This is a genomic window from Pseudonocardia sp. ICBG162, assembly GCF_020496225.1.
Taxonomy (GTDB): Bacteria; Actinomycetota; Actinomycetes; order Mycobacteriales; family Pseudonocardiaceae; genus Pseudonocardia; species Pseudonocardia alni.
Window position 1 is genome coordinate 1 of record NZ_JAHLJD010000020.1, and the last position, 13,918, is coordinate 13,918.

11 protein-coding genes are annotated in these 13,918 nt (G+C 69.9%); 2 read left to right on the top strand and 9 right to left on the bottom strand.

Going from position 1 to position 13,918, the window contains the following annotated elements:
- Nucleotides 1-103: 103 nt before the first annotated feature.
- Together KPL60_RS20930 and KPL60_RS20935 are read right to left on the bottom strand one after the other, a co-directional pair.
- Nucleotides 104-1,417: an IS256 family transposase gene (locus KPL60_RS20930; RefSeq protein WP_374228729.1), complete on the bottom strand. Its 1,314-nt coding sequence runs from the start codon at nucleotides 1,415-1,417 to the stop codon at nucleotides 104-106.
- 331 nt (nucleotides 1,418-1,748) lie between these two features.
- On the bottom strand, nucleotides 1,749-3,107 hold the full coding sequence (locus KPL60_RS20935; RefSeq protein WP_226366916.1) for an IS110 family transposase: 1,359 nt from the start codon (nucleotides 3,105-3,107) through the stop codon (nucleotides 1,749-1,751).
- 229 nt (nucleotides 3,108-3,336) lie between these two features.
- Here KPL60_RS20935 and KPL60_RS20940 point away from each other — a divergent pair, with 229 nt between their 5' ends.
- Entirely contained in the window at nucleotides 3,337-4,563 is a 1,227-nt protein-coding gene (locus tag KPL60_RS20940) for a DUF6545 domain-containing protein (RefSeq protein WP_226366917.1), read from the top strand.
- On the opposite strand, the gene KPL60_RS20945 is transcribed toward KPL60_RS20940, so the two are convergent.
- The 4 genes from KPL60_RS20945 to KPL60_RS20960 form a co-directional block, all read right to left on the bottom strand.
- Nucleotides 4,539-5,099: a hypothetical protein gene (locus KPL60_RS20945; protein ID WP_226366918.1), complete on the bottom strand. Its 561-nt coding sequence runs from the start codon at nucleotides 5,097-5,099 to the stop codon at nucleotides 4,539-4,541. The genes KPL60_RS20940 and KPL60_RS20945 overlap by 25 nt on opposite strands.
- 276 nt (nucleotides 5,100-5,375) lie before the next feature.
- Nucleotides 5,376-6,278, bottom strand: a complete 903-nt coding sequence (locus KPL60_RS20950) for a hypothetical protein (protein WP_226366919.1) — start codon at nucleotides 6,276-6,278, stop codon at nucleotides 5,376-5,378.
- A gap of 4 nt (nucleotides 6,279-6,282) precedes the next feature.
- Nucleotides 6,283-7,431 carry a GGDEF domain-containing protein gene (locus KPL60_RS20955; protein WP_226366920.1) on the bottom strand — a complete coding sequence of 383 codons (1,149 nt, stop codon included), beginning with the start codon at nucleotides 7,429-7,431 and terminating at the stop codon, nucleotides 6,283-6,285.
- A 1,296-nt stretch (nucleotides 7,432-8,727) separates the two neighbouring features.
- Complete coding sequence (locus KPL60_RS20960; RefSeq protein ID WP_226366921.1) at nucleotides 8,728-9,960, bottom strand: MFS transporter; 1,233 nt, start codon at nucleotides 9,958-9,960, stop codon at nucleotides 8,728-8,730.
- 206 nt (nucleotides 9,961-10,166) lie between these two features.
- Here KPL60_RS20960 and KPL60_RS20965 point away from each other — a divergent pair, with 206 nt between their 5' ends.
- Nucleotides 10,167-10,607 carry a helix-turn-helix domain-containing protein gene (locus tag KPL60_RS20965; RefSeq protein WP_226366922.1) on the top strand — a complete coding sequence of 147 codons (441 nt, stop codon included), beginning with the start codon at nucleotides 10,167-10,169 and terminating at the stop codon, nucleotides 10,605-10,607.
- 9 nt (nucleotides 10,608-10,616) lie between these two features.
- Here KPL60_RS20965 and KPL60_RS20970 read toward each other — a convergent pair whose 3' ends face one another.
- The 3 genes from KPL60_RS20970 to KPL60_RS20980 form a co-directional block, all read right to left on the bottom strand.
- The gene (locus KPL60_RS20970) at nucleotides 10,617-11,747 is read right to left on the bottom strand and encodes a hypothetical protein (protein WP_226366923.1); all 1,131 of its coding nucleotides are present in this window, start codon (nucleotides 11,745-11,747) and stop codon (nucleotides 10,617-10,619) included.
- Nucleotides 11,748-11,901: 154 nt separating this feature from the next.
- Nucleotides 11,902-13,125 (bottom strand): acetylxylan esterase, encoded by a 1,224-nt coding sequence (locus tag KPL60_RS20975; protein ID WP_226366924.1) that lies wholly within the window; start codon nucleotides 13,123-13,125, stop codon nucleotides 11,902-11,904.
- Between the two features lie 233 nt (nucleotides 13,126-13,358).
- A complete protein-coding gene (locus KPL60_RS20980; protein ID WP_226366925.1) occupies nucleotides 13,359-13,814 on the bottom strand; it encodes a hypothetical protein in 456 nt (151 codons plus the stop codon).
- Nucleotides 13,815-13,918 lie beyond the last annotated feature (104 nt).

Consider the following 13,918-nt stretch of genomic DNA (forward strand, 5'->3'; position numbering starts at 1 on the left):
GGACCGCGTGGCAGATCTGTCGCGACGGTTGTCAACGGCGGGTTGGGAGTGACCCCGTAGCGAGGGACTGTCAAGTTTCCGGTGTAACTCTGGCCGTTGAGGGCTATCGGCGTCCGGCGGACAGGCGTCCGGCGAAGGCCATGTCGAAGGCGTTCAGGGCTGGTTTCCAGCGGATTGACCAGCGGCGTTGTCCTGCTCCGGTGGGGTCGAGACTCATGATCGCCATGTAGACGCATTTGAGGGCGGCGGTCTCGTTCGGGAAGTGCCCGCGGGCCTTGACCGCCCGCCGGATCCGGGCGTTCACGCTCTCGATGGCGTTGGTGGTGCAGATGATCGTGCGGATCTCGACGTCGAAGGCCAGGAACGGTACGAGTTCCGCCCAGGCGCTGTCCCAGAGCCGCACGATCGCCGGGTAGCGCTCGCCCCATGACTGGCGGAACTCGGCGAACCGTTCGGTGGCCGCGGCCTCGGTCGGTGCGGTGTAGACCGGTCGAAGCGCTCGGGCGATGGCGTCGTAGTGCTGGCGGCCGGCGTAGCGGAAACTGTTGCGCAGCAGGTGCACGACACAGGTCTGGGTGATCGCAGCGGGCCATGTCTGCTCGATCGCGTCGGGCAACCCTTTGAGCCCGTCACAGACGACCATGAGCACGTCGGCGACGCCGCGGTTACGGATCTCGGTGAGCACGTGCAGCCAGTACTTCGCGCCCTCACCTGCGGTGTTCGGGTCACCGGCCCAGAGACCGAGGATCTCGCGGCGTCCCTCGCAGGTGACGGCGAGTGCCACGTAGATGGGCCGGTTGGCGACCTTCCCGTCGCGAATCTTCACATGGATCGCGTCGATGAAGATCACCGGATACACCGGGTCGAGGGGCCGGCTCTGCCAGTCGGCCATGGCGTCGAGGACCTTGTCGGTGATCGTGGAGATCGTCTGCCGCGAGACCTGGGCGCCGTAGACCTCGGCGAGGTGAGCCTGGACCTCACCGGTGGTCAGGCCCTTCGCCGAGAGCGACAGCACCATCTCATCCACCCCGGACAACCGCCGCTGGCGTTTCGCCACGATCTTCGGGGTGAACGAGCCGTCCCGGTCACGGGGGACCTCGACCTCGACCGGTCCGGCCTCGGTCAACACCGTCTTCGACCGGTGACCGTTGCGGGAGTTCTTCCCGTCGCGCCCGGCCGGGTCGTGGGCTTCATAGCCGAGATGGTCGGTGATCTCACCCTCGAGGGCGGACTCCAGAACCCGCTTGGTCAGCTGCGCGAGCAGCCCGTTCGCCCCGGTCAGGTCGAGCCCGTTCACACGGGCTCGACCGGCGAGCTGAGCGATCAACTGCTCATCGACCGGATCGAGCTTTCCCGCCCCGTCACCGTCGAGCGCGGCGTCGAGGTCGGTCACCGGCTCTGCTGCCTGGTCTGTCATCGGTCCACACTCCTTGATCGGAGTTACACCGAAGATCGGACACTCCCGCGCGGCCCTGCTGGGCTACGGACCGGGCAGACGGTCGCACCGCTGGGTGGCCACAGCCGAGGTGCGCGCCGCGGCCGCTCGTCTGGAGTCCGCGTTCACATGAGGCCCCGATGCACCTGACAACCCCATGTCAACCTCAGGGTGGGCCGTTCCCATCGCCAGAAGTGTCCCGCCGTCCTCGTCGGTGTCCAGGCCGATGCCCTTCGGGTGGCCTTCGGCCAGCCTGGACACCGCCTGCGGGCGGCTGGTGCTGGCCGCTATGGGAAAGCGACGCCGGGCCTGGTCAGGACGCCACTGCGATGTCGCCGGCCGGTGTCGTTCGCTGGTCGCGGGCGGTGACGGCGGCGGCGTGGCGGTCGGGGTCGTAGGGGGTGTTCTCGGTCCAGCAGCGCCAGATGATCCGCAGCCAGGCCCGGGCCAGGATGCGGATGGCGTGGGCGTGGTTGTGCCCGCGTGCTCGGGCTCGGGCGTAGGTGTTCTGGGCCCAGGGATGGCCGGCGCGGCTGCCGTCGGCGAAGTCGACCAGGGCCTGGCGCAGGCGGTAGTTGCAGCCGCGGCGGAACGCGACGTAGTGCGACCGTCCGGATGCTCGGGTCGAGGGGGAGATCCCGGCTGCAGCGGCGAGCGCGTCGTCGGTGGGGTAGCGGCCGCGGGCGTCGCCAATCTCGGCGAGCAGGGTCGCGGCGCGGACGCGCCCGGAACGGGGCAGGCTGGTGAACACAGCACCGTCGGTGTGGGCGTCCAGAGCCTGTTCGATGTGGGTCTCGATGATGGTGATTCGCTCTTTGAGGCTGCGCAGCAAGGCGACCAGCTGGGTCGTGATGACCTGCGCGGAGTCGGCTGCGGGCCCGTCGGGGTGTCCGGGCGGGGCCTGGCGCAGGTGGTCGAGCAGCTGGGCCGCGGTGCGGGTGTTGGAGCGGGTGTAGCGGGCGCTGCGCAGCCAGGTCGCGAGGCGCTTCTCCGAGAGCCAGGCCGCGTGGCGCGGGGTGGGGAACCGCTCGAGGAACGCGAGCGAGACCGTCCCGGCGAGTTCGTGGAACAGCCCCACCGCGCCGGGGTGGGCGAGTTGCAGGTGCGCTTCGTGGAACAGCCCCACCGCGCCGGGGTGGGCGAGTTGCAGGTGCGCGCGGAGCTGGTTGTGCGCGGCGACGCGAGCCTTGACCAGGTCGGCGCGGGTGCGGATGAGCATGCGCAAGCCGACGGTGGCGTCGGTGTCGACGGTGAGCGGGATGAGGCGGCGGCGGTCTGTGCGCAGGACGTCGGCGAGCAGGTAGGCGTCGAAGCGGTCGTCCTTGTTCCCGGCGGTGGAGTAGCGGGTGCGCAGGGCGCTGACCTGGCGGGCGACGATCACGAACACCGTCAGGCCGGCGGCGAGCAGCGCGGCCACGACCGGGCCGTCGCCGCGTTCGATCGCGACGCCGGTGACTCGGTGGCGGTGGAGGGTTGTGACCATCGTGGACAGCCCGGTGGTGGTGTTCGGGACGGTGAACCGTTCGACGGCGGCGCCGGTGTCGTCGACGACGCAGACCGCCTGATCGGACCAGGACCAGTCCACTCCGGCCCAGCGGGTCGGAGCCTCAGGGTCGGTGTCATCGGGCAGGTTTGCGCTGGTCGTGGTCGTGGTCGTGGTCGGCTGGTGCATCTGTGTTCCTCCCGTCGGGGCGGGGTGAGCGCTCCGGGAGGACGCGGCTGCCGGTCGGTCACTACAGCGCTCGTGGCGCACAACCCCATCGCCGGTCAGCACGTCCCGTCCCGTCGGGTCTCGCGATTGTCAAGTCAGACCTCGCAGGTCTGGCGAGCCTGGGCGATGACCCGACGGTCCGGGATGCGCACCGGACCCGTCCGGGCCCGGCGAGATCAGCCTGCCCGTAGTGACCCTGAGCCTCATCGCTGCGGCCACGCTTCTGCTGGCCGCGGTGCTGGGACTGCGCCGGCGAACGCAGCCCGCGGTGGGGATCACCGTCGCAGCCCTCTTCGCCGGTGTCGCCGCGCTACTGGGTGCTGTACCCAGCCCCGGGACACCGACGGCGCGGGCCTACCTCGCCGCCGGGATCCTCGTCGCGATCGGGCTGGCAGGGACCGGACTGTTCACCACGGCAACAGCGCTGTCGCGCCGCCTCTACGCGATCTCACCGATCGCTGCCGGAGGCGGTGTTCTGCTCGGCCAGATCCTCCTGCTCGTCGACGGGGCCCTGCTCCCCCTCGTCGAGCCTCGCACCGGCGGGAGCTGCTACCCCCAGCTCGTCATGCTCACCGGTCTGACCCTGGTCTGGCCGATGGTCGGCACCGCGGTGCTGATCGGACACGGCCGACGGGTGCTGCGCTACATCCCCAGCACCGCCATGCAGACGACCCTGCGGCTGTCCGCCGCACTGTTCGTGGCTGCCTTCGCCGCCCTCGCGGTGCTCGCCGCGCTGCAGCTGCACCCCGCCGCCAGCCCGGTAGCCCAGGGGGCGCTCGCCGCGAGCGACGTCGTCCTGCTCTGCTGCGCGACCCTGCTCGGCCTCGGGCTCGTCGCCACCCGCCTGAGCGGCCCGCTGCAGCCGGTCATCGAGCAGGTCCGGGCCGCCATCCTGTTCCTCCGGCTGCGCCGGCTCGAAGGTGTCCTGGTCTCGGCAGTGCCGAGCTGGCAACAGAGCGAGGCCATCGCCCGGCCGAGCCTGCTGCGGGATCGCCCGGACGCGGCGCTCTACGCGCGGATGGTCGTCATCTGGGACACGACACGCGCCCTGCTCAGCGGGGTCCCCACCCACGTGGTGTCCGCAGCGGTCGACTTCGCCCGCGAGCACGGCTCCGGCACCTCCCCCGACCGCCGGGCGGCGCTGGCCGAGGCCAGCTGGCTGGCCTGGGCCCTACGGGGCGGGCGCGGCGACGGTCCGGACGCGACGTTCCAGGTCCTCGACGCCGAACCGCCACCCCGTACCGGCGAGCTCCTGGCCGAAGCACGCCTACAGACCGAGGTCTCCACACAGCTGCGACACGGGCGACTGGTCGAGCCCTTCCTGCGACACCTCCAGAGCACCGAAGCCGAAGACACTGCGCAGGGGAGCGGCATCGGCCAGGAGCCGGACCGTCAGCGGGTTGCGCCGGACTCGTAGCGGAACAGAACGGCGAGCTGGGGCACCGACCGGCGCACGTCCCGTGGCGAGGCGACGGCCAACATGGTCAGGTCCTCAGCCGCAGCCCACAGCTGGTCGGTGGAGGACAGATCACCGTCACGAGCCCATTCGGTCAGACGTGCGATCGCGGCGTCGCTGCGCGGGCTCACGTGCGCGACCCGCCACAGCAGGTGACGAGCGGCGGCACAGAAGGCATCGTCGGGCCGGGCGGCCTGCCGACTGTCGAGATGGGCGAGCAGCTCCCAGGTCGGCTCTCCGACGCTGGGACGCACCGCGAACAGCGGGCGCGCACCTTCCCGCTCCCGGACCGCGTGCTCCCGGCTGCTCATCCGGCTCGACCAGACCACGAAGCCGACTGCAGCGGTGACCAGCAGAAGCACCTGCAGCGCCTCGGTCGCCATCACGACAGCTGCGGCGAGCCCTCCGCCAGCCAGCAGCGAGACCACGACGAGGCGCGCCCGCCGCGGCCCGGTGGCGGACACGTCGTCGGCAGCGTCGGACAGCAGTGCCGTCATCAGCGGTCGGGGCAGAAGGGGATCGGCTACGACCAGCTGGCCTGCCCGCGGCAGCACCGCGCCCCACCAGGTCAGCTCCGCGCCGACCGGTGACGAGGCGGCAGCTCCGCTGAGCTGCTAGCTGTTGCGTGCCGCCACCTACGCAGCCTCCGTGAATGCTTCTCGCCCGCTGAGCCCTTGCCGCGCTCACCCAGCAGCATGACGCTGCGAATACAACACATCGCGCGTTGTGGGACTAGCCATTGGAGCACCCCGTCACCCAGTGAGTCCAACCGCTTACACGAAGCGCAACGGATCATGTGACGCCAAGTAGTTGCAGATGGCAAAGGCAGCGTGATGGGAGTGGTCGGTGCGACCGTCGACGTCCCCGAGGGCGTGTGCCAGGGCCGAGATCGGTACACCGGCGCTCAGCGCGAGCGAGACGAAGGTCTGCTCCAACGCCGCCGGCGTCACCTGCCGGTCCAGGCCGACCGCCGCCGCGACCGCAGTGAACCGCTGGGCCGCCTCCACCGACGAGAGCCGCTCGCCGGCGTCCAGCGCGCGCAGCAGCGGTCCCTCCGAACGTCCGGCGGTGCACTGCGTCAGGGCCGCGGCGGTCGCCGCCGCGAGCGGGACCACCGACCGTCGCCCCCACCGTCGAGGCAGGCGAACCACGGGCAGGCTGTCGGTCGACGCGACGTGCTCGACGTCCAGGCTCAGAGCCTCGCCCACCCCGAGCCCGTTCACTGCGACGAGAAGCGACAGACCCAGGATCGGCGCGTCGATCACCTCCGCGGTGTCGAGCAGCCAGATCAGCGCCGTGGGTTGAAGGGCACCATCGGGGGCGGCGGAGGAGGCAGGACTCGGCAACACCGCCGAGGCCTCCGAGGAGGTGCTCGATTGCATGGCTGCGTCGTCGGCAACCGTCGACCGGAACTGCTCCAGGACCGTCTCGGCGCGCTCCCGGTCCCGGTAGGTATGGCCGACCGGGGCCGTGGCCAGGAACGCCCGTATGGCCGTGCGATCCAGAACCAGCGGATCGGAGCCCTCGCGGCGACACCAGCGCTCCCACGCCCCGAGCACCTGACGCGCCGTGCGCCGCGCGCCCCCCGCGCTGGCGTGAGACACGAATTCCGCCGACTGCCGCAGAAAGCCCGCGTCGTTCACCTGTCCGGCACCGCCCGCGTCGTCTCTGCGCACGCCCTCATGCTCCAGGGCGCGGCGACGGCACCGACGGGCCGGGCGGGGGAGAGGCAGGCGGAGGCGGAGTGGGGCCGTGGCTGACGAGGACCCGGTTCCGCCCGGCGTTCTTCGCCGCGTAGAGCGCCTCGTCCGCGGCCGCGAGCACAGCGTCGAGATCGCGGCCGGCCTCCGGGTAGACCGCGGCCCCGATCGAGGCGGTGAGAGCGGAGACCTGCATCGGGGGAGCCTCGTCGCCGTCGACGTCGACCGTCAGAGCCTCGATCCTCCGACGAATCCGCTCTCCCACCTCACGGACCGCTCCACCGTCGCGGTCGGCCGGCCACCGCACCCCGGCCAGGGCGATGACGAACTCCTCCCCGCCGAAGCGTCCGGCGGCGTCGCGATCACGGATCTCGGCCTCGATCACCTCGGCGACCGCGCGGAGCACCGCGTCACCGACCAGGTGCCCGTAGCGGTCGTTGACCTCCTTGAAGTAGTCGAGGTCGAGGATCAGGACGCCGACGTTGGAGCGGTCACGCTCCGCCGCGTCCAGCAGCTGCAGCGCCTGCGAGCGCCAACCCTCCGCGTTCAGCAGACCGGTTTTCGCATCCGTCGACGCCCGTCTCTCGAGCTGCCTGATGAGAGTGGTCTGCTCCATCAGAACGAGCGCAGGAATCAGCAGCACCACGAGCGGAAGATGGTCCGGCATCACCGCGTAGGCCACGATTGCGCCAAGACTCAGCGTGGCGGTCTCCAGTGCGATCTCGCCACCGGCCAGGATCGTCAAGAACTTGCTCCCGGGCTGAGCCAAGCGGATAACGCTCATGACGAGCAACATGTTCGTGCCAGTGTAAACCGCTAGACACGCCGCGATCTCAACGATCGCAAACCATGAGTTCGACCCGTCGAAGCCTAGTCGGACCGCTGCGACCAGATAGACGGCCAACACGACGGTGGACGTCGAGTAGAACTGTCGATGGGGAGGGGTCCCGGCGGGCCGAAAGACGCGGAAGTACAGATGGGTATAACTGACGATCACGGTGCACGCTGCCAACAGTGGCGGCAGCAACAACGCACCCGCGAATGTCCACACCGAACTCAGGTCGATATACCTGGTCTCTGCGATGCGGCGGCGCAGTCGCTCAGCGCGTAGTGAGATCTCGGCGTGCACGCCACTGAGGACCACCAGCGCACCCGCGGTCAGCCACACTGACAGCCCACGGGGAGCGCCGTGAATGACGATGTCGACAGTGACTAGGCACACAGCTGCGAGTTCGACTGCGACAAGTAACGCCCGAACGCGAGGCGGAAGTGACCAGAGCCGCCACGCCGACAGCCTTGACCGGAGGATGCTCCGGTCGGCGTGTCGCGCGGTGGATGAGGTCACGAGAATCCTCGAATCGTAGATCGTTTTTTCCCGTCTCAGCATAGACGGCGGCGAGCGGTTGCATCCCAGCTCAGTTGTGTCGCTCTCATCCATCCGCTGGTCGCCGGGAGGGCTCAGAACTGGCGATCAAGATCAACTACGGCGCTGACGTAACGATGTTTCTCGCCTACCCTGTCGAGGCCGTCGCGAGCCGGGGCGACCTCGGACGCGGGTGTGGTCGACAGAGCTGCGCCTCAGCTAGGCCATTTGTAGTAACCCGGCGGAAGTTGCCACGACGAGAGGGGGAGCTGTGCGTAACTGGAACTGGTGATGAGGAAAGAGTCTGAGCGTAAAGGGGTCGGATTCTATTGAAAGGGGCTGTAATGCGCAACTGGAACTGGTGAATGAAGCAGGCGAATGAAGCAGGCGACGGAAGCGGGGCTCAACGAGATGGGATCTGGTGAACGTGCGTAATTGGGACTGGTGAACTGGAGTCGATGGGCAGTCGTGACGATTGGAGGTGGCGAGATGCGTAACTGGAACTGGTGAAATGCGGTTGGGTCATGGCGAGTGAAATAGAAAGGAAGGTGCGGGTAATGCGTAACTGGAACTGGTGATGGCGCTGTCGATGGGCCCGTATGTCCTATGCGAAGGAGGGGTTTGAGTGCGCAACTGGAACTGGTGAACGTGGAGTGGCCTGTTCTTGTGGCTATGGGAGGGAGTGTGCAGTGCGCAACTGGAACTGGTGAATGCATTCCGCTGGTAGGTATCGCGTGAAGGGGGATGGCTCGTGCGCAACTGGAACTGGTGACTCGACGATTCTTGGGTATTGGAGAGGAGAGAGGAGAGGGCTCGTGCGCAACTGGAACTGGTGAACGGTTGGGATCGTCCGGTCGAACGACTAGGTAGGAGGATGAATGCGTAACTGGAACTGGTGACGCGGTTCTGGTCGAAACAAGTAAGAGAGGAGAGGTCACGTGATGCGTAACCGTGTGTGGATCTGAGGTCTGCACTGGTGACGGCCAGGCGGTGAAAGTGCGAAGCACGACGACGGTGAGGCGGTGGGGAGCCCGAGTGGAAAGTCCTCGGCAACCCCACCGCTCACAGCGCTCGGGCCGACCCTGACACCGCCAAGGCCGCGAGCCCGACCCCGGCGACGGCGGCGGTGACCGCCACTGCAACGCCGGGGGAGGACCACTCGGCGAGCAACCCGGCTGCGAGAAGGCCGATACCCTGCGCTCCGATCAGGCCGGCGGCGGCAAGCCCGGTCGCGCGCCCCCGCGCCTTGGCGGGAGTCCGGCGCACGAAGCCAGCCTGAGCCTGGATCAATGCGGCGGCCACGGCCGCTCCGCTGAGCGCCCACAGCGTGGCGACCGCAACTACCGACGTCGCGATCGCGCTCACCATCAGGGGGACCCCCGCGACCCCCGCAAGCGGGAGCATCCAGCGCTCCCGGGCCCCCTGGGGGACCCAACGGGCGAAGACGATTGCCCCGACGACGCTGCCGGCCGGGATGGCTGCCAGCAGGATCCCGACGGCGACCGGACCAGCGCCCAGCTGCGCGGCGTACGGAGCAGCCACCCCCTCAGGGGCGATGTAGGTCCCGGACATCCAGACGACGAGGGCCAACGTGCGACGCGAGGGATCGGCGAACACCGTGTGCGCCCCGTCGGCGATGTCACGCCGCCAGGAACGGACCTCGCCGGCCTCGGCAGCAGCGGGCGCCGCCCGAGCCGTGACCCCGGCGGTCAGCACGGCAGCTGAGAGGACGAAGGTCCCGGCGTTCGCCAGCAGAGCGGTCTGCGGACTCAGCAGAGCCAGCAGTGCGCCGCCGGTCGCGAACCCGGCGACCTGCGCGATCTGCCCCGTCACCTGGCGAACGGCGTACCCGCGTTCGAGCAGGTCGCCGCGCAGGATCTCGGGCAGCAACGCTCCCTGCGCCGCCGAGTGCGGGGAGCCCAGCAGCACCATGACCACGATCAGGGCACACAGCACGGGTAGGGGGAGGCCTGGCCACGCCATCGGTGCGACCAGTGCCGCGCGGGCGAGGTCGCTGCCGATCATGACCCGGCGGCGGGGGTATCGGTCGGCGACCCATCCCAGCAACGCGCCGCCGAGGAGCGCGGGCAGGAAGGTCAACGCGTACACGGTCGCCGACAGGGCTGCCGAGCTCGTGCGGTCGTAGACCAGTACCGAGAACGTCACCCGAGCGAGCTGGTCGCCCAGGATCGAAACGACCTCAGCCGACCACAGCGCACGGAACTCTCGAAGCGCGAAGACCTGGGTCAGACGGCGCGGCCCGGGCGCGGCGGCTGCAGAGTCGGCATCGTTCATAGTCGGCGCCCGACCATGTCACGAACAGCAACACGCCGGACACCCAGGGTCCGATCCCGCCCACTAAGCGAACAACACTCGCGAACAGCTGATCAGACAGCGCTCCGATCGGGTTGCGGCGTCCCTGCGTCGGGATGGCCCCGCTGGGCGGTAGAACTACCGTCGGCCTCTCCGGGGCTCGGGAGCGGGCCAGATGAGGGGGCAGGGTGGTGGCGCAAGGGAACTCCGCGGGCTCGCGATCTCTGGCGGACAAGCTGAACTACCTGTTCAGCACGCTGGAGTCGCAAGGTCGGCCCACCACTCTCGACGAGGTGGTCGCAGGCATCCGGGCCTCCGGCGGATCGGTGTCGCGCGGGACGCTCAACCACCTGCGCCTCGGGCGCACCACCAACCCGTCGAAGGCAACCCTGGAGGACATCGCCCGGTTCTTCCAGGTGCCCGTCAGCTACCTGCTCGACGACCCCTACGCCCAGGTCAGCACCGAGGAACTCGAAGTGCTGCAGGTCGTGCGGCAGGCAGACATCGCCGACCTCGTCCGGGCCATCGGTCACCTCCGGCCGGCGACCCGCCGAGCGCTGGAGCAGGTCGTCGCTGATCTGCGGGCCATGCCGACGCCCGGACACACCGAGCGCACGGACCGCCCCTGACCTGCCCACTCATCCGGCAGTGGGACTCGCGACCAGCCGCGACGGATGACGGTAATTCGGCCGCTGTTCGGGCGTCGCCGGGGCGTCGGGCCCCACCGCGAAGTACTCGTTGACCAGCAGCGGAGCCGCCGCCGCGGAGGCGACCCTGTCCTGGCCGGTCCGGCCGTCGAGGACCAGCGGTCCGACGTCGGTGTAGCCGTAGACCATGCCGTGCCAGGCGGTGGTGACCGTCGGTGGGACCCGTCCCGAGTCACGGGTGATCCGCCACAGCTCGACGCCGGCGGCGTCGAACCCGAGGACGGCGTCGGTCCCGATGTAGGGAGCGAGCGAGCAGATCGTGAGGGCCTGGTCGTCGGAGCGGCAGGACCAGCCCGGCTGGCCGTTGAGCGGACTGTCGACCGGCCGCCCGGTCGCGATCTCCACGACCCGACTGCCTCCGGCCGGACGCGACAGGCTGCTCAGGTCGACCAGCATCCGAGCTCGGCCGACCGGCCACACCGCGCTGCCCGTGAGCCCGGCCCAGCGGGTGCTGCCGTCGCCGATGCTGAGGCCGCGCAGTTCACGCTCGACGAGGTCGCGAGCCTCGACGGCGACGGTGCTCTCGCCGACGAGCACAGCAGCGGCGCCGGGCGCGGACCATCGCAGGGTTCCCCCTGCCAGGTCGACCGCGGCGGTGTGGGCGGTGGCGGAGGTCGAGGCGCTCACGATGGCCGTGGTCCCGACCACGCCGGCGACCGAGACCGTGAAGCCTGTCAGCGACTCCTCGAGCCACTCGGGAGGCAGAGGGACGGTGATGGAGGACAGCGTGCGGGCGGTGCCCGGATCCGCGGCGACCAGCTCGATGCCGCGGCGGGCCGGGGTGGTGCCCTGGCCGGGCTGCTCGACCGGCCAGGCCGCCAGGACCCGACGGCCCTCGGGCAGGTCTGCCAGCACCGGGGCGCCGAGGACCGGCGGGGCACCGATCGCGGTCGCCCGGGACACATCCAGTCCGCTGAACAGCGGGGCCTGGGGGAAACCGCCCACGATGGCCTCACCCGAGGTCAGGTCGACCCGGGTCAGGCCGGTGTCGGACAACGACCAGCCATAGACGCCGTCGAGGACCTGCGGGGCCGGGAGTCCGGTGTCCCCGCCGAGGGACAACGCGGCGGACCCGAACGCCGTCGGGGGATCGAACGCCTGCCTGGCAGGCGGGGGCGGCGCTCCGGGGGCGTCGACGGGGGATGGGGCCGTGCACCCGACGAGGAGCAGCGCCGCGGCCGCGCCGGCGACCGCTACTGCGACACGACGCCGCTGATCAGCGCGTGAACAGGTTGCTGCCCAGGTAGATCTGCCAGTCGGCGTCTTCAAGCCCGTGCCCCCCGGATCGCAGGTGATAGCTCATCCCCGGGCCGCGGAAGCCCTTCCCCGTGGCCGGCGGCCAGTTCGCCGAGGACAAACCGGTCTCCCCGAGCCCGTAGAGCTCATAGACCGGGGCGGCACCGAGGTAGGACAGGAACTCGCCCTGCGGGTCGGCGTTGCCGTCGTCCGCGGCCGAGGCGACCACGACCCGACCCGGCGCGATCAGCGCGAGCAGCTCGTTCTGATCCACCGGCAGGGCGTCGGCGTTGCCGTCGAAACGCTTGTAGGTCTCGGGGAACCAGTGCGGGAACTGGGAGTTGATCGCCGAGATCGACTCGCCCGAGGAGTCGCGGCGGGCGAGCTTCGCGCCGGTGGAGCCGGAGTTGTTCGAGATGACCACCGGGAACCGTGGGTCCTGGGCCCCGGCCCACAGCGAGGCCTTCCCGCCGCGGGAGTGCCCGATCACCGCGACCTTGCTCGGGTCGATGTCGGGGTCGGTCTGCAGGTAGTCCATCGCTCGGCTGGCGCCCCACGCCCACGCACTGATCGTGCGGCCCGCGTTGGCCGGGAGGTCCTGTCCGGCGGGGTAGAACGCGTTGATCACACCGTTGCGATAGGAGCCCGCGTCGTCGGGGGCGACCTCGTCGGCGTTCAGCGCGGCCAGGGCGTAGCCGTCACCGGTGATCGCCGAGACCGGGGCGTAGCCCCCCGAACCCGGGTCATCTCCCACCGAACCCCGGTGGTCGATGAGCAGGAACGTGCCCTTCGGCTTGCCCGACGACGGGGTGAACAGCCGCAGCGTGAAGCTCGCCGTGCCCTCAGGCCCGGTCACCGTGATCGTGATCTTCTTGGCCGACCCGCTGCCCCCGCCGCTGTCCTCGGAGAACGTCGTCTTCGTCGGTGCGGGCAGCGAGGTGCCGTAGACATTGTTCTGAAAGGCCTTCAGCAGCTGCGGGCGGCGCTGTTGCTCCCACTGGCGCACGCTGGTGACACGACCACCCGAGTCCGGAGCGAGCGGATCCGGGACCTCCAGGCCGCCCAGCGGGACCGCCGCCCGCACGGCCGCGGCGGCCACGGCCGGGGACCGGTCGACGCCGACTGTCGCCGATCGCGTCACCGCGATCGGCGACTCCTCGGCGGGGAGCACGGCCACGAGCAACGCGACAGCGCCGGCGACCACGCCTATCGGTGCACGCCGGCGGCGAGTCCCAGCCCTCATCCGACCGTCCATTCGTTGATACGTAGGAGGGTAGGCGATCCAGTCAGATAGATCTAGGACGTGAGTGTTCGTTGCCGCGCATCACTTGCGGCAGCGCCCCCGCGTCAGGGGACAGACCGGTGTGCAGGGGAGTAGACGGGCGAAGAGCTGAGCCCGGGAGCGTCTGTCCCAGGGCATGGCCGGGCCGGATGCCCTCAGCTGCCGGCGATGACGATGCGGGTGCCCTCCGGGGCTGGTGTGTCCAGGTCGGCTACTTGAATGCCATCGAGGCGAACGCGCCCGGCCTCGAAGTGCATCGCGAGCCGATCGCCCAACGCGGCCACCCGGGTTCGCACGGTCGGGACGTCCTGCGGCGCGGTCTCATCACTCACGCCGGTCATTGTAGGTGGCGCCCATACCTCTGCCACCGCGCCGGAGCTTCCCGACGCGAAATCGGCCAGGATCTCGTCGCCGAACGCGAGGTCACCCCGTACCCCGGACTTGATCATCAGCCAGGACTCCGACGCCTGCGCCGCCCGCTCCCGGGAGATCCCCTCCGCGAGGTAGGAGTCCCGCACCGCGTGCACGCACGCCGACAGCTCGTCGCCGTAGCCGCCCTCCATCGCGGCCTTCACTGACGGGTCGCGTGCGACGACCTCCTCGTACCGCATCCGCACTCGGCGTCACACACCGCTGGATCCGCGCGACCGCAGCGTCGGTCAGCTCCTCCGCGGAAGGCCCGTCACCCCTCACACGCTCGTCGGCCTTCCACCGC

Excerpts from the sequence above, each read along its gene's own strand:
- KPL60_RS20980 (WP_226366925.1), bottom strand. The coding sequence starts at position 13,814 with ATGCGGTACGAGGAGGTCGTCGCACGCGACCCGTCAGTGAAGGCCGCG.
- KPL60_RS20960 (WP_226366921.1), bottom strand. The coding sequence starts at position 9,960 with ATGAACGATGCCGACTCTGCAGCCGCCGCGCCCGGGCCGCGCCGTCTG.
- KPL60_RS20945 (WP_226366918.1), bottom strand. The coding sequence starts at position 5,099 with ATGACGGCACTGCTGTCCGACGCTGCCGACGACGTGTCCGCCACCGGG.
- KPL60_RS20935 (WP_226366916.1), bottom strand. The coding sequence starts at position 3,107 with ATGCACCAGCCGACCACGACCACGACCACGACCAGCGCAAACCTGCCC.
- KPL60_RS20930 (WP_374228729.1), bottom strand. The coding sequence starts at position 1,417 with ATGACAGACCAGGCAGCAGAGCCGGTGACCGACCTCGACGCCGCGCTC.